Annotated in this window: 18 protein-coding genes and 1 tRNA gene; 10 read left to right on the forward strand and 9 right to left on the reverse strand. The window is 71.8% G+C overall.

Annotated elements, in window-relative coordinates:
• Positions 1–99 precede the first annotated feature (99 nt).
• From CSIV_RS07385 to CSIV_RS07395, 3 genes are all read left to right on the forward strand, one after another.
• Positions 100–936 carry a universal stress protein gene (locus CSIV_RS07385; protein WP_077051346.1) on the forward strand — a complete coding sequence of 279 codons (837 nt, stop codon included), beginning with the start codon at positions 100–102 and terminating at the stop codon, positions 934–936.
• A 179-nt stretch (positions 937–1,115) separates the two neighbouring features.
• Positions 1,116–1,472 (forward strand): YciI family protein, encoded by a 357-nt coding sequence (locus CSIV_RS07390; RefSeq protein ID WP_083735043.1) that lies wholly within the window; start codon positions 1,116–1,118, stop codon positions 1,470–1,472.
• Positions 1,473–1,522: 50 nt separating this feature from the next.
• Positions 1,523–2,764, forward strand: a complete 1,242-nt coding sequence (locus CSIV_RS07395) for an RNA polymerase sigma factor (RefSeq protein WP_202969670.1) — start codon at positions 1,523–1,525, stop codon at positions 2,762–2,764.
• Between the two features lie 97 nt (positions 2,765–2,861).
• On the opposite strand, the gene CSIV_RS07400 is transcribed toward CSIV_RS07395, so the two are convergent.
• Entirely contained in the window at positions 2,862–3,398 is a 537-nt protein-coding gene (locus CSIV_RS07400) for a pyridoxamine 5'-phosphate oxidase family protein (protein ID WP_077050776.1), read from the reverse strand.
• Positions 3,399–3,515: 117 nt separating this feature from the next.
• On the opposite strand from CSIV_RS07400, the gene CSIV_RS07405 reads away from it, so the two are divergent.
• The 3 genes from CSIV_RS07405 to CSIV_RS07415 all read left to right on the forward strand — a co-directional run bounded on the left by CSIV_RS07405 (position 3,516) and on the right by CSIV_RS07415 (position 6,719).
• Positions 3,516–5,183: a sensor histidine kinase gene (locus CSIV_RS07405; RefSeq protein ID WP_077050777.1), complete on the forward strand. Its 1,668-nt coding sequence runs from the start codon at positions 3,516–3,518 to the stop codon at positions 5,181–5,183.
• Positions 5,180–5,815 carry a response regulator gene (locus tag CSIV_RS07410; protein WP_077050778.1) on the forward strand — a complete coding sequence of 212 codons (636 nt, stop codon included), beginning with the start codon at positions 5,180–5,182 and terminating at the stop codon, positions 5,813–5,815. The genes CSIV_RS07405 and CSIV_RS07410 overlap by 4 nt, the downstream gene beginning before the upstream one ends.
• A 73-nt stretch (positions 5,816–5,888) precedes the next feature.
• Positions 5,889–6,719 (forward strand): universal stress protein, encoded by an 831-nt coding sequence (locus tag CSIV_RS07415; RefSeq protein ID WP_083735045.1) that lies wholly within the window; start codon positions 5,889–5,891, stop codon positions 6,717–6,719.
• Positions 6,720–6,746: 27 nt separating this feature from the next.
• On the opposite strand, the gene CSIV_RS07420 is transcribed toward CSIV_RS07415, so the two are convergent.
• The gene (locus CSIV_RS07420; protein ID WP_077050780.1) at positions 6,747–7,586 is read right to left on the reverse strand and encodes a universal stress protein; all 840 of its coding nucleotides are present in this window, start codon (positions 7,584–7,586) and stop codon (positions 6,747–6,749) included.
• A 106-nt stretch (positions 7,587–7,692) separates the two neighbouring features.
• Here CSIV_RS07420 and CSIV_RS18625 point away from each other — a divergent pair, with 106 nt between their 5' ends.
• Positions 7,693–8,052 (forward strand): hypothetical protein, encoded by a 360-nt coding sequence (locus CSIV_RS18625; RefSeq protein WP_237488874.1) that lies wholly within the window; start codon positions 7,693–7,695, stop codon positions 8,050–8,052.
• An 11-nt stretch (positions 8,053–8,063) separates the two neighbouring features.
• Here the strand turns inward: CSIV_RS18625 and CSIV_RS07425 are convergent.
• Positions 8,064–8,154: transfer RNA gene (locus tag CSIV_RS07425), tRNA-Ser, on the reverse strand.
• A 272-nt stretch (positions 8,155–8,426) separates the two neighbouring features.
• Between CSIV_RS07425 and CSIV_RS07430 the strand changes: the two genes are divergently transcribed.
• Positions 8,427–9,380: an L-lactate dehydrogenase gene (locus CSIV_RS07430; protein ID WP_077050781.1), complete on the forward strand. Its 954-nt coding sequence runs from the start codon at positions 8,427–8,429 to the stop codon at positions 9,378–9,380.
• Positions 9,381–9,607: 227 nt separating this feature from the next.
• Entirely contained in the window at positions 9,608–10,975 is a 1,368-nt protein-coding gene (gene radA / locus CSIV_RS07435) for a DNA repair protein RadA (RefSeq protein ID WP_077050782.1), read from the forward strand.
• A 266-nt stretch (positions 10,976–11,241) separates the two neighbouring features.
• On the opposite strand, the gene CSIV_RS07440 is transcribed toward radA, so the two are convergent.
• The 6 genes from CSIV_RS07440 to CSIV_RS07465 form a co-directional block, all read right to left on the reverse strand.
• On the reverse strand, positions 11,242–11,652 hold the full coding sequence (locus CSIV_RS07440; RefSeq protein WP_077050783.1) for a dehydrogenase: 411 nt from the start codon (positions 11,650–11,652) through the stop codon (positions 11,242–11,244).
• 147 nt (positions 11,653–11,799) lie between these two features.
• A complete protein-coding gene (locus tag CSIV_RS07445) occupies positions 11,800–12,516 on the reverse strand; it encodes a FadR/GntR family transcriptional regulator (protein ID WP_077050784.1) in 717 nt (238 codons plus the stop codon).
• Positions 12,517–12,540: 24 nt separating this feature from the next.
• On the reverse strand, positions 12,541–13,320 hold the full coding sequence (locus tag CSIV_RS07450; RefSeq protein WP_077050785.1) for a 3-oxoacyl-ACP reductase: 780 nt from the start codon (positions 13,318–13,320) through the stop codon (positions 12,541–12,543).
• A gap of 118 nt (positions 13,321–13,438) precedes the next feature.
• On the reverse strand, positions 13,439–14,794 hold the full coding sequence (locus tag CSIV_RS07455) for an aldehyde dehydrogenase family protein (RefSeq protein ID WP_077050786.1): 1,356 nt from the start codon (positions 14,792–14,794) through the stop codon (positions 13,439–13,441).
• Complete coding sequence (locus tag CSIV_RS07460; RefSeq protein ID WP_077050787.1) at positions 14,791–15,567, reverse strand: gamma-glutamyl-gamma-aminobutyrate hydrolase family protein; 777 nt, start codon at positions 15,565–15,567, stop codon at positions 14,791–14,793. The genes CSIV_RS07455 and CSIV_RS07460 overlap by 4 nt, the downstream gene beginning before the upstream one ends.
• Positions 15,548–16,903, reverse strand: coding sequence for a glutamine synthetase family protein (locus tag CSIV_RS07465; protein ID WP_077050788.1), 1,356 nt, complete (start codon positions 16,901–16,903; stop codon positions 15,548–15,550). The genes CSIV_RS07460 and CSIV_RS07465 overlap by 20 nt, the downstream gene beginning before the upstream one ends.
• Before the next feature lie 147 nt (positions 16,904–17,050).
• On the opposite strand from CSIV_RS07465, the gene CSIV_RS07470 reads away from it, so the two are divergent.
• Positions 17,051–18,583: an amino acid permease gene (locus CSIV_RS07470; RefSeq protein WP_077050789.1), complete on the forward strand. Its 1,533-nt coding sequence runs from the start codon at positions 17,051–17,053 to the stop codon at positions 18,581–18,583.
• Positions 18,584–18,711 lie beyond the last annotated feature (128 nt).

An 18,711-nucleotide genomic window follows, 5' to 3' on the forward strand; every position in this document is an offset into this window, starting at 1 on the left:
CGGTGAGTCCCCGGGCGGCGGGTCGAAGGTCCCGCGGCGTTCGCTCCGCGGGCGGGACGATCGGAACGAGCCGATCCCCGGCTCGGACGGAGGCTGATGATGAACGGGACGATCGCGGTCGGAGTCACCGACGCAGCGGGAGCGCGGAGCGCGCTCCAGTGGGCGATCGAGCGCGCGCTCGCTCGACGGGAGCGACTTCTGCTGGTGTCCGTCGTGGGCTCGGCGTGGGGTGTCGCCGGCGAGGAGACGCTCGTCGCACGCGCGCTCACCCGCGCCACGGCCCTGCTCGAGTACGCGGCCGAGCAGGCTCGGAACGCCGGGGTGGATGCCGAGATCCTCATCGAGCGCGGAGACCCCGTGGCGCGGCTGATCGCGGTGTCCGAGCGCGCCGACCTGCTCGTGCTGGGCAGCGACTTCGCTCGGGACGGTTCGCATCTGCGCGGGGTGCGCGGGGTGCGGATCACCGCCGGAGCCCACTGCCCCGTCGTCGTCGTCCCCGAGAACGACGTCGCGGGCCGTTCCGGCGTCGTCGTCGGGGTCGACGGGTCGGAGGCGTCCGAGAAAGCCGTGGCGTTCGCGGCCGCCGAGGCGGACCGGACGGGCGAGGCCCTCACCGCCGTCATGACCTGGTCGCCGGTGCCGGTGCCCTTCGAACTGGACGAGTACCCGCAGGACTACCTCGATCGGATGCAGTCCCTCACGACGGAGGAGCTGGCGATCTCGCTCGCGGGGCTCCGGCAGGACTATCCCGATCTCGCGGTGTCCACGGTCGTCGAGTCCGGGTACCCCACGGGCGTCCTGCTGCGGACGGCGCGCCCCGCCCGACTGCTCGTCGTGGGCAGTCACGGACGCGGACTCCTGGCCCGGTTCCTGCTCGGGTCGACGAGTCAGGCGGTGCTGTCGCACCTGCCCACCGTCACGGCCATCGTCCGGTGAGCTCCGCCGCGCCCGAACCCCGACGGGACGTCGTCGCAGCGCGCCCCTCGTGGAGCGGGCCCGTGGCGGAATAATCTCGAACGAATCCCGGCATCCCTGTCGATTCGTCGGCACGCTGTTCGTCGTCAATGATGACGGAGCCGGACAGGCCGGTCCGCGACCAATGCAGGAGACATCTCATGGCCAAGTACGCGATCCTCATCTACGAAGACCCGAACACCTACGCGACGATGTCGCCCGAGGCATGGGGTGCGGTGATCGACGCGCACGATGCCTTCACGAAGCAGGTCGCCGAGCTCGGTGGCTCCATCGAGGGCGGCGCGGCGCTGGCGTCCACCACGACCGCCACGACCATCAAAGCCGGCGGCGCGGTGACGGACGGACCGTTCGTCGAGACCAAGGAGGCCTTCGGCGGCTTCTACGTCGTCGAGGCTCGCGACCTCGATCACGCCGTCGAGATCGGGAAGTTGTGCCCCGCGCCCGGAGGCGGTGTCGAGGTGCGACCGATCGTCGACCCCGCGTCGAATCCGTTCTGATCGCTCCGTTCGACGAGCCGACCGCGTCCGCCGGGAAGGCGGACGCGGTCGTGGCCGCGCTGGCGGAGGCGCACCGCACCGAGTGGGCCTTCGTGCTGTCCGCCACCGTGCGCGTGGCGGGCGACCTGGACCTCGCCGAAGAGTGCGCGCAGGAGGCCTACGTCAGCGCCCTCCGCGCCTGGACCCGGGGCGGCATCCCGGAACGGCCCGGCGCCTGGCTCACCACGGCCGCCCGGAACCAGGCGCTGGACCGCTTGCGTCGTGAGGCGACCCTCCGGCGGAAGCTCCCGCTCCTCGTGGAGCCGGCGACCGTCGATCCGCACGATCCCACCGTGGCGGGCGAGGCCGACACGGCGGTCCCGGACGACCGACTCCGTCTCGTCTTCACCTGCTGTCACCCCGCGCTCGCCCCCGAGGCCCGGGTGGCCCTGACCCTGCGTCTGGTCTGCGGCGTTCCCACTCCCGATGTCGCCCGGGCGTTCCTGGTGTCCGAGTCGACGATGGCGGCGCGGATCACCCGGGCCAAGAAGAAGATCTCCGAGGCGCGGATCCCCTACCGGGTGCCGGACCGTGCCGAGCTCTCCGAGCGGGTGGACAGCGTACTTACCACCGTCCATTTGCTCTTCAGCGCCGGCCACACGGCTGGCGAGGGCGACGCGCTCGTCCAGGGAGATCTGTGCGACCGCGCACTGCACCTCGCCCGCACGCTCGCCGCTTTGCTCCCCGAACAGGCCGAGGCACGCGGGCTGCTCGGCCTCCTGCTCCTCACGGACGCGCGCCGCGCCACCCGAACCGACGAGCAGGGTCGGCTGCTCCTCCTCGCCGACCAGGACCGGACCCGCTGGGATCAGCGCGCGATCCTGGAGGGGCTCACGGTGACGGCCGGGGCTCTGGCCTTCGGACCGCCGGGGCGGTTCACCCTGCAAGCGGCCATCGCCGGAATCCACGCGGTGGCGCCGTCGCTCGAGCAGACCGACTGGTCGCGCATCGTCCACCTCTACGACCTCCTCCAAACGGTGTGGGACACCCCGGTGGTCGCGTTGAACCGGGCCGCGGCCGTCGCGTTCGCCGATGGCCCCGACGCCGCGTTGCCGCTCCTGAACGACCTGGCGAGCGATCCCCGGCTCTCCGACTACCCCTACCTACACGCCACGCGGGCTCACGTATTGCAGCGTCTGGGCGACACCGACGCGGCGACCCGGTCCTATCAGCGCGCGAGAGAGCTCACGTCGAATGCCGCGGAGCGGGCCTTCCTCGAGGAGCGCCTGGCCGAGGTCGGCCACACCCAGTGACCGAGGCGTCCGAGAGCGCAGTCAGCCTCCGGTGAACGTCCGGCGGCGAGGCCTCCCCCGCGGCCCCGCCTCGCCGCCGGACGGCTCGCGCCGGGACTCAGCCGTCCCCTCGGGGTGCGAGTCCCGGGATCGGGTGCGGCGGACGCGCCGACGCCGGCAGGGACTCGTCGCTCGGTCGGAAGATCCGTGCGCGCAGCGGGTCCTCCTCCCCGCCCTCGGGGCGCGCTGTGAAGCGACGGCCCGCGACGCTGCGCGGCAGGATGCGGACGACGTACGGCTTCGGCGCCGGGCTCATCGATCGCAGCCCGGTCGCACGCGTGCGGCGGATCTCGGCGTCCCGGTCCACCCGGAACGCGTGCCCGAGGACGACGACGCTCCATCGGTCGCCGGCATCCTCTCCGTCGATCTCGAATGCGACGGCCGGCCGCGAGCGCAGGTAGCGCAGCTTGGCGTCCTCGGCGCTGCGGACGTAGAGCACACCGTCGCCGGTGGCGTAGTTCACCGGGTAGATCCGCGGCTCGCCGGAGGCGTCGACGAGTGCCAGCCGCCCGAGATGCTGCGATTCGAGCAGGCGCCAGCATTCCGCGGGTCCGAGCTCGACGACGGCCGCGGCGGGGTTCTGATCGTGGGTCATGAGGGACCTCCCTCTCACAGTCCAGCGCGCGCCGACCGGGATCGACGGGTCGAAGGTCCCCTGATCTGGTCAGACACCGGCACCGGTCGTAGATTGAAGCGGGGAGAGGGGTGCCGGATGCCGAGCGAGGATCCCGCCGTCGTCGCCGCGGAGCCACCGTCGTCTTCGCAGGACCGCCTGAGGGGGCTCCTCCGAGCGGTGGAGACGGTGGTCGGCGAGATCGAGCTGCCCGTCGTCCTGCGTCGCGTCGTCGAAGCGGCCGTCGAACTGGTGGATGCCGAGTACGGGGCGCTCGGGATCATCGCCGCCGATCGCTCCTCCCTGGATCAGTTCATCCACGTCGGCCTCCCGACCGAGGACGCGGATGCCATCGGCCACCTCCCCCGCGGTCGCGGTGTGCTCGGCGCGCTGATCGCGCACCCCGAGCCCATCCGCCTCGACCGCCTCGGGACGGATCCCCGGGCGGCCGGCTTCCCGGCCCACCACCCGCGGATGGAGTCGTTCCTCGGGGCGCCGATCCGTGTGCGTGGCGAGGTGTACGGGAACCTGTACCTCACGAACGCACGGCGGGGCTCGTTCTCGGCGGAGGACGAGGAGCTCGTCCGCGCTCTGGCATCCACCGCGGGTTTCGCGATCCAGAACGCTCGACTGTTCGACGAGGCCCGCACCCGGGCGACGTGGATGGCGGCGACGGCGGAACTGTCCGCGGCGATCCTCTCGACCCCGCCGGACAACGTGTACGACCTGCTCGCGGGACGTGTCGCAGACCTCGTCGAGGGGAGCCTGGTGACCGTTCTCGTCCCGGTCGAGGGGACGCCGGCGCTCCGCGTCGCGGCCGCCCGCGGCCCGCGCGAGGAAGACGTGCTGGGCACGACCGTCGAGGAGACCGCGACCATCGCGGGCGCCGCGATCGAGGAGGACGGCGTCCGGGTCGCCACCGTCGCCGCCGGGGAGCACCCCGACCCGGCGTTGCTCCGGGTCGACCACGAGACCGGTCCCGCGATCGCCGTCCCCCTGCGCACGCGGCACCGGACCCGCGGCGTGCTGTGCGTCGCACGGGCACCCGGCGAGCGCGGGTTCACCGCCGTCGAACTCGAGGTGCTCGGCAGCCTCGGCGCGCAGGCGAGCATCGCGGCGGAACTCTCCCGCGCGCGCGGAGCTCAGCAGCGGGCGATGCTCACCGACGAACGGGCGCGTATCGCGCGGGACCTGCACGACCACGTCATCCAGCAGATCTTCGGGGCGGGCCTCACGCTCCAGTCGATGGCCGCCACGGTGGACGACACGCGCCAGCGGGATCGCGTCGACGAGGTGATCCGCCAGCTCGACGATGCGATCACCCAGATCCGCACCGTCGTGTTCGCCCTGTCGGCCCGCGACGGGAGCTCGCTGCGCCACCGCCTGATCGACGTGGTCGCCGAGGTGTCCGGGGCGCTGCACCGGCCGCCCGCGCTGCGGTTCGCCGGGGCGGTCGACCACACCATCCGTGGCGCCTTGGCCGACGACGTCGTCGGTGTCGCGCGGGAACTGCTCACCAACAGCGTGCGCCACGCCGGTGCCGACACCATGGCCCTGGACGTCGGGATCACGGGGCGGGACGTGTCCGTCGTCGTCACCGACGACGGCACGGGGATCCGCGACGAACGACGCAGCGGCCTGGCCAACCTCACGCAGCGTGCCGCCGCGCGCGGGGGTTCGCTGACCCTGGACACCGGCCCGGACGGCACGCGCGCCGAGTGGCGCGTTCCGCTCGAGGACACCGAGGAACGGAGATCGACCCGATGACACGCGTCTTCCTCGTCGACGATCACGAGATCGTCCGGCGCGGCCTGTCCGATCTGATCGACGGCAGCCCGGGTCTCGAGGTGGTCGGCGAAGCGGGCACCGTCCGCCAGGCGCTCGCCCGCATCGAGGCGGCCCGGCCGGACGTGGCCGTGCTCGACGTGCGCCTGCCCGACGGCAGCGGGATCGACCTGTGCCGGCAGATCCGCTCGTCGATGCCCCAGGTCGCATGCCTCATCCTCACGGCCTACGACGACGACGCCGCCACCTACGCCGCCGTGCTCGCGGGGGCGGCCGGATACCTGCTGAAGAACATCGCCGCGATGCGGCTGCTCGAAGACATCCGCGCCGTCAGCACCGGCCGCATCCTGCTGAACGGCGCGGCCGCGGCGCGGGCCGCGGCGAGCCTGCGCGACGGCTCCCGCGACGACGACCCCCGCTGGGGGTCGCTGGGGATGCGGGAGCGGCAGGTGCTCGCGCTCATCGCCGACGGTCTGACCAACCGCCAGATCGGCGAGCGCCTGGGGTTGGCGGAGAAGACCGTGAAGAACTACGTGTCCTCGCTGCTGCTGAAGCTGGGGGTGGAGTCGCGCACGCAGGCGGCGGTCCTGCGCCTCGGCCACCCGGACCTCTGATCCGCGGGACCTTCGGCCCTCCCGAGCACCTCCGCCCGCTCCTACGCTCGGGGCGTCCGGAGGGAGTCACACCATGGAACGAATGGTGCTGGGGTTCGATGGCAGCCCCGCGTCCGAGGCAGCCCTGGAGTGGGCGGCGGAGAGGACCCGCGGCGAACGGTTCGAGGTGGACCTCGTCCTGGTCACGAACATGTTCCTCGCCGACCGCGTCGAAGCGGATCGGATCCTGGATGCCGCCGTCCGGCGATGGCGCGCCCTGGCGCCCGATTCGCCGGTCGACGTCTCCCGACTCGACGGCACGATGCCCGCGACGCTGACGAACGCGGCCCGCGGCGCCGGCCTGCTGGTCCTCGGGATTCAGACGGGATCGCGCGAGCGGTCCGTCCTCGGCGGATGGATGCCGCTGCGCGCGGCACTCCGATCCGGCGCGCCGACGGTGCTGGTGCCCGCGGGGTGGGCCGCCGCCGACGATCCGGTCGTCGTCGGACTGGACGACGACGCCTCATCGGAGGATGCCCTCCTCTTCGCGGCGGCGGCGGCGTCCTCCGCCGACGTGCCGCTCCGCGTCATCCACTCCTGGCTCATGGGCGGATCGCACGTGCAGGGGACCACCGCGCTGCAGCCGAGCCCGCACCGGGTCGCCGACGAGCACGCCCGGATCCTGGATGCCGCCGTCGCGCGCATCCACGCGGACTTCCCCGACCTCGAGGTCCGACCGGAGCTGGTGCGGGACAACCCCACCTCCGCGCTGACCCGCGCCGCGCGGCGTTCGAGCATGGTCGTGATCGGCTCCCACGGGCGCGGCCTCGTCAGCGGTGCTCTGCTCGGCTCCGTGGGACTGGATCTCATCGGGAGTCTGGACCGACCGATCGGCGTGGTGCCCGTTTCCTCCCGCGGCGTCTGAGCCCGTCACCGACGGGCGGATCCCGGCTCACGCGCCTTTCGCCGGGAAGCCCGCCGAGGGCACCACCGCGATGGGGCATCCGGCACGCCGCAGAAGGTCGCGGTCGACCGAGCCGACGTACGCCCCCGACAGGACGCCCTCGCGATGGGTGCCGACCACGATCATCGCCGAGTGCGGCGCCTGCTGCAGAAGGGCGGACGCGGGGTCTGCGCGCACCAGATCCTCCTCGATGTGGAGGGCGGGGAAACGCCGGTGCACGGATCGGACGGCGGCGTCGAGCAGCTCGCGATGGTCCTCGAGGATGCGTTCCGGCTGCACGAGCAGCGCCGCGGCGCCGTCGATCGAGGGCTCGGGCAGGCGCCAGGCGTGGACGATCCGGAGCCGGCCGGAGGTCCTCTCCGCCTCGCGCGCGGCGAACGTCAGTGCCTCCGCCGACGACACGTCGTCCTCGAGCCCGACGGTCACGGCGCCGGGCCGCGGCGCCCACCCGGCTGGCACGATGCACACCGGCGGCTCGGTCCGCGCGATGACCCGCACGGGCAGCCACCCGCCGAGGGCGGCACGGATCGGATGCTCGGGATCGACCCCGATGACGAGGAGGTCCGCGTGCGCGGAGACCCCCGCCAGCGTCTTCGCCACGCCGCCCTGCGCGCGGTGGCACGTCGCGCTCTGCTCGGGGACGGCGGCCCGCAGCACCCGTCGGGCGTTTGCGAGGGGATCCTGCTGCGGCGTGGTGTGCGCCTCGGCCGGCCCCACCACGTGGACCACGTCGACCTCGGCCGCCCGCTGGATGCACCGGTCGACCACCCACGCGAGCGCGGACCGCGCCGCGGCGCTGTCATCGACCCCGAGAACGATCTTCTCCATGGGACCCTCCCGTCATCCCGCACGCTACGCGTCGCCTGCCTCGGCGCGGGGGGCGAAGGTCCCGCGAGAGAGCGGCGGGTGCGCCCCGACCTGCGATCCTGAACGGATGACTCCGCCCGAGAAGGAAGGCCTCCCCGTGGCATCCGCATCCACCGTGCTCGACCGGATCGTGGCGTCGGTCGACGGCGAGGGCCTCGGTGCCTACGGCGTCCACGTCGCCCTCGGAGACGACGTGGCGGAGCACCGATGGCGCAGCGACGATCGCGTCAACGTCTACTCGGTGTCCAAGGGCGTGAGCGCCCTGGCTCGGCGGGCCCGGACCCGCGAGGCCGCAAGGAGCACTCGGCATCCGCGGATCTTTCCGGCGCCAATACCGGCAATCGCTCGAACGCGACACGCGCGGAGCGTCATCGACGGACGGCGAGGCGCCGTAACGCAGATCAGCCCCGCTCGAAAGCGGGGCTGATCTGGTGAAAGTGGCGGTGACGGTGGGATTTGAACCCACGGTAGGGGGTTACCCTACACAACTTTTCGAGAGTTGCACCTTCGGCCGCTCGGACACGTCACCGCCGACCAGCTTACGACACTCGGCGGGATGCCGCGAATCGGAAGGGGCGCGCCTCCTCGGCCCTCGCGAGCCGAACTCCTGAAGAATCACGGCCCATGCCTCCCCCGGGACATGCCGGGGCATGCTGACCCAAGGAACTCAGGAGTTCGGCCCGCCGACGCCCGCCCACGTCGGCCCCGTCGACCGGCACGCGCCCCCAGCCGCCGGTATCCACTCCTCCACCGTCGAGAAACCCCCTGGCAGCGGTCCCACCCGGGTGCCAGGATCGAGCCATGAGCGTGATCGAGAACTCCAAACTGACCGTCGTCGGCGCGGGAAGCGTGGGGGCCAGCGTCGCGTACGCCGCCCTCATCCGCGGGTCGGCCCGGCACGTCGCCCTCTACGACATCGCCGAGGCGAAGGTCGAGGCCGAGGTGCTCGACCTCGCCCACGGCACGCAGTTCACCGGATCGAGCGACATCACCGGCGGCAGCGACGTCTCGGTCGCCGAAGGGTCGCACGTCGTCGTCATCACCGCCGGCGCGAAGCAGAACCCCGGCCAGACGCGCACCGAGCTCGCCGCAACGAACGCGGGGATCATCCAGCGCATGATGCCCCAGCTGCTCGAGGTGGCCCCGAACGCGATCTACGTCATCGTCACCAACCCGTGCGACGTGCTCACCGTTCTCGCGCAGCAGGCGACGGGGCTGCCCCAGGAGCGGATCTTCGCGTCCGGCACGGTGCTCGACACCTCGCGCCTGCGCTGGAAGATCGCGCAGCGCGCCGGTGTCGCCACCTCGAGCGTGCACGCCTGGATCGTCGGCGAGCACGGCGACACCGAGTTCCCGCTGTGGTCGACCGCGACGATCGGCTCGATCCCGATCACCGAGTACGACCTCCCCGACGGCACGCGCTTCGACGAAGCCGAATTGGATGCCATCGCCATCGACGTCCGCGACGCGGCCTACAAGGTCATCCAGGGCAAGGGCGCGACCAACTACGCGATCGGGCTCTCCAGCGCGCGCATCGTGGAGGCGATCCTGCGCGACGAGCACGCGATCCTCCCCGTGAGCACCGTGCTGCAGGACTTCCACGGGATCACCGGCATGGCGCTGTCGGTGCCGTCGATCGTCAGCGCGCAGGGCGCGGTGCCCCTGACCGGGACGCCGTTCTCCGACCGGGAGCTGACGCTCCTGCGCCGCTCCGCCGACGCCCTGACGACGGTGGCCGAGTCGCTCCGAGACTGAGCGCTCGGGGCTCGCACCCCCGCCGGCGTCGTGCCGGCCCGGGGTTCGCGTCGGCGCCAGCGTCGTGTCGGCGCTGGCCCGGCGCCCCGGCGGGTGCCTGTCCTCGATAAACGCGATCCGCGACGAGAAACGCGCCGCCACCGCGTTCATACCCGCGGATCGCGTTTATCGGGAGGCCACCGGCGCCCTGCGCGGGCGATGTCGGAGGGCCCGCGTAGCCTGGGCGCATGGCATCCCGTCGCCCCTCCCCCACGGCCGCTCCGTACCGGTGCACCGAGTGCGGATGGACGACGCTGAAGTGGGTCGGCCGGTGCGGCGAGTGCCAGTCGTGGGGCACGGTCGTCGAGGCGGCCGAGCAGACGGGCATCACGCGGTCGGTCACTCCGGTCGCGCCCGGCGCCGCGCGCGCGGCCCGGCGCATCACCGAGATCGACACGCAAGACGCCCCCCGGCGCACGAGCGGTGTCGGCGAGTTCGACCGGGTGCTCGGCGGCGGCATCGTGCCCGGCGCCGCCATCCTGCTGAGCGGCGAGCCCGGCGTCGGCAAGTCCACGCTGCTGCTCGAGGTCGCAGCGCAGAGCGCCCGCGCCGGTCGCCGCGTCCTCTACGCGAGCGGCGAGGAGTCGGCGGCGCAGGTGCGCCTCCGCGCCGAGCGCACCGGTGCACTGCACCACGAGCTGTTCCTCGCCGCCGAGACCGACCTCGCCACGATCCTGGGGCACATCGACCAGGTCGAGCCCGAGCTGCTCATCGTCGACTCCGTGCAGACCGTGTCGTCCGCGCTGAGCGACGGAGCCGCGGGCCAGCCCGCGCAGGTGCGGGAGGTGGCATCCACGCTCATCCGGATCGCGAAGGAGCGCGGACTCCCCGTCGTGATCGTGGGTCACGTGACGAAGGACGGCACCATCGCCGGGCCGCGCGTGCTGGAGCACCTCGTCGACGTCGTCTGCCACTTCGAGGGTGACCGGCAGACGTCGCTGCGCTTCGTCCGTGCGCTCAAGAACCGCTTCGGCCCCACCGACGAGGTCGGCTGTTTCGACATGACCGGCAGCGGCATCGCCGAGGTCAGCGATCCCAGCGCGCTGTTCCTCGGACACGGCGACCCCGAGCCCGGTACGTGCGTCACGATCGCGATGGAGGGGCGCCGCGCCCTGCCCGTCGAGATCCAGGCGCTCACCGTGAAGCAGTCGGCTCCGAACCCGCGGCGCATCGTCAACGGTGTCGATTCGTCCCGCGTGGCGATGGTGCTCGCCGTGCTCGAGAGCCGCATGGGCGTCTCGCTGTCCGACAAAGACGTCTACGTCTCGACCGTGGGCGGGGTGCGCCTCGTCGAACCCGCCGCCGATCTCGCGATCGCGATCGCCGTGGCCAACGCCGTGCAGAACCGCAAGGTCTCGAAGCGGCTCGCCGCGATCGGCGAGCTGACGCTCACCGGCGAGATCCGCAACGTCACGCAGGCGGCGCAGCGTGCGTCCGAGGCCGCGCGCCTCGGTTACCACACGGTCCTCGACTCGTCGTCGCGCAAGCTCGCACAGGCGCTCAACGAGTTGAAGGTACGCGGGATGCCACGCGAGGAGGCCGTGCCCGAGTTCTGAGTCTCAGCCCCCGGCCCGGCGACGCCGGCGTTGCAGCGCGACGAGGGCGTCGGGTCAGCGGCCGGGAGGCGCGGAACGGCGGCGGCGGTGCGGCGACGTGAAGCCGAGCACTGCGGGGATCACGAGCCCGGCGGCGCACACAGCGCCGGCGATCAAGTACTCCATGCCCCGAGTCTTACACGAGCGCCTCACCCGCGCGACCCAGGTACTTCACCCTCGGAGTGTCTCCGAGTCCTGGCATCCACCCCTGCCTCGCAGATGCGCGCTCAGGCGTCGAGGGCGGCGAGCAGGTCGGCGGGGGTGGCCTGGATCGGATGCGGACCCGCGATGTCGATGAACACCGTCGTGATCTCGTCGCGGTGACGATCGAGGAAGGCCCGCAGCCACTGCGGCGACTGCAGGGCGACGTGCGGCGGGAGCGTCTCGGGCTTGTGCGCCGCGTCGCTGAAGAGCAGCAACGCGATCTGCGCCGTGTTCGGGTCGCGGTACGTCCACACCTCGCCGACGTCGAGCGGGTTGTCGGCATCGCCCGCACGCATCAGCGGCACGACCGTGGGTCCGTGCCGCAGCGCGAAGGCGATCGCGGCCATGTCCTGCGTCTGCAGCGCGTCGGTGAGGGCGGTGTTCTTGAACTCCACGTCGACCCTCTTCCCCTTGCGCTTCTTCCCACCGGCCATCCTCCGAGCCTAATCGCCCAGCCGCCGACCCCGATCTTGGGGCGGGTTCTTCCGGTTGGGGCGCGCAATTCCACGCCCCGAGCGGAAGAACCCGCCCCAAACCCGTCGAGACCCCGGCACGACCGCCCCACCGCCCCCTCCCCCGCGCTACGCGAGGAACCCGCGCAGCAGCGCCTCGCTGCCGGCGAGGTGGTCGCGCATCGCCGCGTGGGCGGCATCCGGTCGCCCGGCCAGGATCGCCGACACGATCGCGGCGTGCTGCGCGGTGGAGTGGTCGATGTTGCGCGGCAGCAGCGGGAACGTGTCGAGCCACGCGTTCACGCGCGCGCGGTTGTCGGCGACGAGCGGGACGAGAGAGGGGATGCCGGCGAGTTCCGCGATCGTCAGGTGCAGCAGCGTGTCGAGCCGGCGGTAGTCCTCGCCGCCGGCGACGGCCGCGGCCTCGTGCCGCGCCCACAGCACGTCGCGTTCCTCCGGCGCCAGCGTGCGCCCGGCGGCGGCCCAGGCGGCGCCGGGTTCGAGCACGCCCCGCAGGGCGATGACGTCATCCAGCTCACCCGCGGCCACCTCCGCCGGGCCCGCGGGCCGGGGCACCGGGTCGACGACGAACGTGCCGCCGTAGCGCCCGCGGCGCGTCTCGAGCCAGCCGGCGTCGGAGAGCTCACGGATCGCCTCCCGGACCGTGTCGCGGCTGACGCCGTACATCGCCGCGAGCTCGCGCTCCGCGGGAAGCGACTCCCCCGGTGCGACGAGCCCCAGCCGCACCGTCTGCACGATGCGCGCCGTGGTGTCCTCGAGCGCGTTGCCGCTGCGGACGGGCCGATACACGGCCCGGCGCAGATCGTCCAACGGCGCTTCGGTCATCCCGTCAGCCTGTCACGCCGCGGGTCACAGGGGCGTCACGTACGCGTTGGTGATCCCGCCGTCGACGACGAACGCGGTCGCGGTGATGAACGAGGCGTCGTCGGATGCCAGGAACGCCACGGCCGCGGCCATCTCCGCAGGATCCGCGAAGCGGCCCATCGGCACATGCACGAGCCGGCGCTGCGCGCGCTCGGGGTCCTTGGCGAACAGCTCCTGGAGCAGCGGCGTGTTCACCGGCCCCGGGCACAGCGCGTTCACCCGGATGCCCTGCCGCGCGAACTGCACGCCGAGCTCGCGGGTCATCGCGAGCACGCCGCCCTTGGACGCCGTGTACGAGATCTGCGACGTGGCCGACCCGAGCAGCGCGACGAACGACGCGGTGTTGATGATCGAGCCGCGCCCCGCGGGCACCATGTGCCGGAGCGCGGCGCGCGAGCAGAGGTACACGCTCTTGAGGTTGACGTCCTGCACGCGGTCCCAGGCGGGCAGTTCCGTCGTCTCGATCGAGTCGTCGTCGGCGGGCGAGATGCCGGCGTTGTTGAACGCGATGTCGACGCTGCCGAGGTCCGCCGCGACACCGTCGAAGAGGGCGTTGACGGAGGCCTCGTCGGCGACGTTCACCTGCCGGAACACGCCGTCGACCTCGGCGGCCGCCGCGGTGCCGGTGGTTTCGTCGAGGTCGGCGATGACGACGCGCGCGCCCTCGGCGGCGAAGCGGCGAGCCGTGGCCAGGCCGATGCCCGACGCCCCGCCGGTGACGATGGCGACGCGGTCGCGGAGCCGCTGGGTGAGGTCGATGGTCATGGTGCGGTGGTTCCTTTCGAGCTGAACCTCGTCCCATTCATTGCTGTTCTGGAGCCTCCAGAACAGCCGGAAGTGGGACGAGGGGCGTCATGAGTGGGACGAGAATCGGCGGGCGGGGTCACTCGGTGGCGTAGAAGACGTTCTTGGTCTCGGTGAAGTGCTCGGCGGCATCCGGGCCCAGCTCCCGACCGAGGCCCGAAGCCTTCATGCCGCCGAAGGGGGTGGAGTACCGCACCGACGAGTGCGAGTTCACCGACAGCACCCCGCTGCGCACACCCCGTGAGACCCGGATGCCGCGCCCCAGGTTCTCGGTCCAGATCGAGCCCGCGAGACCGTAGGCGGTGTCGTTGGCGAGGCGGATGGCATCCGCTTCGTCGTCGAACGGGAGCACGGCGAGCACCGGACCGAACACCTCGTCGCGCGCGATGCGGTCGCCGGGCTGCGCGAGCACGACGGCGGGGGCGAACCAGAAGCCGTCGCCCTCCGGCGCCGACCCGCGGAACGCGACGTCGGTCCCGTCGAGGAAGCCCGCGACGGTGGAGCGGTGGGATGCCGAGATCAACGGCCCCATCTGGGTGTCCTCGTCGTGCGGGTCGCCGACGCGCCACGCGGCGACGGCGGGTTCGAGCAGCTCGAGGAACCGGTCGTAGACGCTCCGCTCGACGAGGAGGCGGCTGCGGGCGCAGCAGTCCTGGCCGGCGTTGTCGAAGACGGAACCGGGGACCCCGGCCGCGGCCTTCTCGAGGTCGGCATCCGCGAAGACGATGTTGGCGCTCTTGCCGCCGAGTTCGAGCGTGACCGGCTTGAGCAGCTGCGCGCACCCGGCGGCGACCTCCGTGCCGACCTCGGTCGACCCGGTGAAGACGACCTTGTGCACGTCGGGGTGCGAGACGAAACGCTGCCCCACGACCGAGCCCGATCCGACGATCACCCGGAACAGCCCCTCCGGCAGCCCCGCCTCCATCGCCAGCTCCCCCAGACGGATGGCCGTGAGCGGGGTCAGTTCGGCGGGCTTCAGCACCACGGCGTTGCCCGCGGCGAGCGCCGGGGCGAAGCCCCACGCGGCGATGGTCATCGGGAAGTTCCACGGCACGATGATCCCGACGACGCCGTACGGCTCGTGGTAGGTCACGTCGAGGCCGCCGGCGACGGGGATCTGCTTCCCGATCAGGCGTTCCGGCGATCCGGCGTAGTAGTTGAGAACCTGGGCGACGTGCTGCGCCTCCCACCGGGCCGAACCGATCGGGTGACCGGAGTTGCGGACCTCGAGGGCCGCGAGCTCCTCCACATGCGCCTCCACGACCCGCGCGAACGACCGCAGCGCGTCGGCGCGGGCGACGGGGGCGAGCGCGGCCCACGCGCGCTGCGCGCGGACGGCGTCGGCGACGGCGGCATCCACCTCGGCGACCTCGGCGCGCTCGAGCGTCGTGATCGGGGCGCCGGTCGAGGGGTCGGTGACGGTGAAGGTGCTCATGCGGGAACTCCCTGGTGCGCGGAGGAACGTGCGGCGCGGTGGGCCGCGGCGGCGGCGACGAGCCCGAGGAACAGGCGTCGGTCCTCGGCGTTCTCCTCGGGATGCCACTGCACGGCGACCAGGTAGTCGTCGCCGGGGGTCTCGATGGCCTGCACGAGCCCGTCGTCGGTCCGCGCGGTGACCCGCAGTCCCTCGCCGACCCGGTCGATGCCCTGGTGGTGGTAGCTGTGGACGGTCAGCGCTCCGGCACCGACGAGACCGGCGAGCCGGGTGCCGGCATCCACGTCGACGACGTTCTCGGCGAAGACCCCTCCGCCGATCTTGTAGCGCTCGGTGCCGAGGGCCTCGGGCAGGTGCTGGTGCAGCGTGCCGCCGAGGGCCACGTTGATGAGCTGCAGTCCGCGGCAGATCCCGAACACCGGGATGCCGCGCTCCCGCGCTCCGGCGAGGAGCGCGAGCTCCCACGCGTCGCGGTCGGCGCGCGGCGGGTCGGTGAGCGGGTGCCGCTCGGCGCCGTACAGCCCGGGCTGCACGTCGAGGCCCCCGGTGAGGATGAGTCCGTCCAGGCCGTCGAGCACCGCGGCGGCGGCTTCGACGGGCCGGGGCTGCGGCGGGAGCAGCACGGCGGTGGCGCCCGAGGCGGTCACCGCGTCGAAGTACTGCTGCGGGAGGAACGACGCGCGCACGTCCCACACGCCCTGCGTCGCGCGTTCGAGGTAGGTCGTGAGCCCCACGACGGGGGTCCGGGCCGGATCAGAGACGCTCGAAACCACGCACGCGCTCCCAGTCGGTGACGGCCGCGTCGAAGGCTTCGACCTCGATGCGGGCCTGGTTCAGGTAGTGCTCGACGACGTCGTCGCCGAAGGCGGCACGCGCCACGGTCGACTCCGAGAAGAGCTTCGCGGCCTCGCGGAGCGTCGTCGGCAGGGTGTCGACGCCGGCCGCGTAGGCGTTACCGGTGAGGGGCGCGGGCAGCGGCAGTTCGTTCTCGATGCCGTGGAGGCCCCCCGCGATGATCGCCGAGATCGCGAGGTACGGGTTCACGTCTCCGCCGGGCACGCGGTTCTCGACGCGGAGGGAGGCGCCGTGGCCGACGACGCGGAGCGCGCACGTGCGGTTGTCGACGCCCCACGCGACGCCGGTCGGCGCGAACGAGCCCTTGGCGTACCGCTTGTAGGAGTTGATGGTCGGGGCGTATAGCAGCGTGAACTCGCGCAGGGTGGCGAGGATGCCGGCGATCCAGTGCTCCATGAGCGGGCTGAAGCCGTGCTCTCCGTCGCCGGCCATGACGGCCTCGCCGTTCTCGCCGCGGACCGACAGGTGGATGTGGCAGCTGTTGCCCTCGCGCTGGTCGAACTTGGCCATGAAGGTCAGCGACTTGCCGTGCCGGTCGGCGATCTCCTTCGCGCCGTTCTTGTAGATCGTGTGGTTGTCGGCGGTCTCGAGCGCTTCGGCGTAGCGGAACGCGATCTCCTGCTGACCGTCGTTGCACTCGCCCTTGACGCCCTCGCAGTACATGCCCGCGCCGTCCATTCCGCGGCGGATGTCGCGCAGGAGCGGCTCGAGCCGCGTGGTGGCGAGGAGGTTGTAGTCGACGTTGTAGTCGGTGGAGGCCGTGAGCCCGGTGTAGCCCTTGGCCCAGGCATCCCGGAATGAATCGTCGAAGACGATGAACTCCAGCTCCGTACCGACGAAGGGGGTCAGCCCGCGCTCCGCGAGCCGGGCGCGCTGGGCGTTCAGGATGCCACGCGGCGACTGCACGACCGGCGCGCGGTCCTCCCACGCGAGGTCGGCCATGACGAGCGCCGTCCCCTCCTGCCACGGGACGCGGCGCAGGGTGTCGAGGTCGGGCACGAGCAGCATGTCGCCGTAGCCCTTCTCCCAGCTCGACATCGCGTACCCGTCGACGGTGTTCATGTCGACGTCGACCGACAGCAGGTAGTTGCACGCTTCGGCTCCGTGCGGTAGCACCTCGTCGCGCCAGAACCGTGCGGCGACGCGCTTGCCGACGAGGCGGCCCTGGGCGTCGGGGAAGGCGACGACGACGGTGTCGATCTCGCCGGAGTCGATCGCGGCATCCAATTCCGCGGTGGTGAGATTGCCCGCCATGGTCTCCCTCTCGCCTGCTCGAGGTCCCCACGATCGGAGGACGTAACGAGGAACTTACACGCCAAAGGTAGACAGGTCGACCAATAGAACGCCATGATTCTCCGCAAAGGCGCTCCCGAAGCCTGTCCGTATACGTCTGGAGGCTCCATGTCCACCTCGAGCAGTTCACAGAAAAAGGTCGCCGGGGCCACCTATACGGCGACCGACTCCACGTACTTCGAAAAACGCACGCTCAAACGCTCCGCGGGAGTGTGGGGCCTGTGGGGCCTCGCGGTCGCCGCCGTGATCTCGGGCGACTTCTCCGGCTGGAACTTCGGCATCGGCTTCGCCGGCTTCGGTGGCATGCTGATCGCCTTCGTCGTGCTCGTGGTCATGTACTACGGCCTGACGTTCTCGATCGGCGAGATGGCCGCGGCGATGCCGCACACCGGCGGCGCGTACTCGTTCGCCCGGTCGGCGATGGGGCCGTGGGGAGGCCTGGCGACCGGCCTCGCCGAGACCATCGAGTACGTCGCGACGACCGCCGTCGTCGTCTACTTCTCGGGGCAGTACGCCGACTCCGCGCTGGAACTGCTCACCGGCGTGAGTCTGCCCGCGTTCGTCTGGTGGATCATCCTCTACGCCGTGTTCATCGCCCTCAACGCCGCCGGAGCCAACATCTCCTTCGTCTTCGCGATCGTCGTGTCGATCATCTCGATCGGCATCATCGTGGTCTTCGGCGTCATGGCACTGGCATCCGGGGCCTTCGACTGGGGGTCGCTGTGGAACATCGTCCCCGACCCCGGCCAGTCCGAGTTCCTGCCCTTCGGCGTGGGTTCGATCCTGCTCGCCCTCCCCTTCGCGATGTGGTTCTTCCTCGGCATCGAGGAACTCCCCCTCGCGGCCGAGGAGTCGCACAACCCCGCCCGCGACATCCCCCGCGCCGGACTCTGGGCCCGCGGGACGCTCATCGCCACGGGCCTCATCGTGCTGTTCCTCAACACCGGCGTCCTCGGCGCCGAGGCCACCGGCAGCTCGCTCGAACCGCTGCTCGACGGCTTCCGCGCGATGGTCGGCGACCAGGCGGCAGCCCTGCTGTCGCTCCTCGCGCTCGTCGGGCTCCTGGCCTCGTTGATGGGCATCATGTTCGCCTACGGCCGCAACATGTACTCGCTGTCGCGGGCCGGCTACTACCCGCGGTGGCTGTCGCTCACCGGTGCCCGTAAGACGCCGTGGGTCGCACTGGTCTTCGGTGCGGTGCTCGGCTTCGCGGCTCTCGTCGTCGTCCAGTTCGCGGGTGGGGATGCCAGCCCCGCCGGCGCCATCGTGCTGAACATCGCCGTGTGGGGCGCGGTCGTGGCCTACTTCCTGCAGATGGTGTCGTTCATCGTGCTGCGACGGAAGTTCCCGAACGCCCTCCGCCCGTACAAGAGCCCGTGGGGTCTGTTCGGCGCGTACTCGGCGGCGATCATCGCGGCGATCGTGTTCTTCGGCCTGCTGCTGAACCCCGCCTACCTGCTCGCGATCGTCGCGATCATCGCCGTGTACGCGGTGATCTTCATCGGCTTCGCGGTCTATGGGCGCCACCGGCTCGTGCTCTCCCCGGAGGAGGAGTACGCCCTGTCCGGCGGTCTGCACCGCGACCCCCAGGCAGAGGGCTACGACGCGATGGAAGACGAGGTCTTCGGCGAGAAGCGCTGACGAAAGCGGGACGGATGCCACTGGCATCCGTCCCGCTTCGTTTGCTCGATCGCCGCCGCCGGCGCCGGCGCGGGTTCAGTGTCCAAGACGCGCGGACGCGCGGGCTTCGCGTCCGCGTGTTCTGGACA

The sequence above is a fragment of the Microbacterium sp. CSI-V genome, assembly GCF_001984105.1.
GTDB lineage: Bacteria > Actinomycetota > Actinomycetes > Actinomycetales > Microbacteriaceae > Microbacterium.

Bases quoted from the DNA above. Each gene is read 5' to 3' on its own strand.
- CSIV_RS07385 (WP_077051346.1), top strand. From the start codon at position 100: ATGAACGGGACGATCGCGGTCGGAGTCACCGACGCAGCGGGAGCGCGG.
- CSIV_RS07390 (WP_083735043.1), top strand. From the start codon at position 1,116: ATGGCCAAGTACGCGATCCTCATCTACGAAGACCCGAACACCTACGCG.
- CSIV_RS07400 (WP_077050776.1), bottom strand. From the start codon at position 3,398: ATGACCCACGATCAGAACCCCGCCGCGGCCGTCGTCGAGCTCGGACCC.
- CSIV_RS07405 (WP_077050777.1), top strand. From the start codon at position 3,516: ATGCCGAGCGAGGATCCCGCCGTCGTCGCCGCGGAGCCACCGTCGTCT.
- CSIV_RS07410 (WP_077050778.1), top strand. From the start codon at position 5,180: ATGACACGCGTCTTCCTCGTCGACGATCACGAGATCGTCCGGCGCGGC.
- CSIV_RS07415 (WP_083735045.1), top strand. From the start codon at position 5,889: ATGGAACGAATGGTGCTGGGGTTCGATGGCAGCCCCGCGTCCGAGGCA.
- CSIV_RS07420 (WP_077050780.1), bottom strand. From the start codon at position 7,586: ATGGAGAAGATCGTTCTCGGGGTCGATGACAGCGCCGCGGCGCGGTCC.
- CSIV_RS18625 (WP_237488874.1), top strand. From the start codon at position 7,693: ATGACTCCGCCCGAGAAGGAAGGCCTCCCCGTGGCATCCGCATCCACC.
- CSIV_RS07430 (WP_077050781.1), top strand. From the start codon at position 8,427: ATGAGCGTGATCGAGAACTCCAAACTGACCGTCGTCGGCGCGGGAAGC.
- radA (WP_077050782.1), top strand. From the start codon at position 9,608: ATGGCATCCCGTCGCCCCTCCCCCACGGCCGCTCCGTACCGGTGCACC.
- CSIV_RS07440 (WP_077050783.1), bottom strand. From the start codon at position 11,652: ATGGCCGGTGGGAAGAAGCGCAAGGGGAAGAGGGTCGACGTGGAGTTC.
- CSIV_RS07445 (WP_077050784.1), bottom strand. From the start codon at position 12,516: ATGACCGAAGCGCCGTTGGACGATCTGCGCCGGGCCGTGTATCGGCCC.
- CSIV_RS07450 (WP_077050785.1), bottom strand. From the start codon at position 13,320: ATGACCATCGACCTCACCCAGCGGCTCCGCGACCGCGTCGCCATCGTC.
- CSIV_RS07455 (WP_077050786.1), bottom strand. From the start codon at position 14,794: ATGAGCACCTTCACCGTCACCGACCCCTCGACCGGCGCCCCGATCACG.
- CSIV_RS07465 (WP_077050788.1), bottom strand. From the start codon at position 16,903: ATGGCGGGCAATCTCACCACCGCGGAATTGGATGCCGCGATCGACTCC.
- CSIV_RS07470 (WP_077050789.1), top strand. From the start codon at position 17,051: ATGTCCACCTCGAGCAGTTCACAGAAAAAGGTCGCCGGGGCCACCTAT.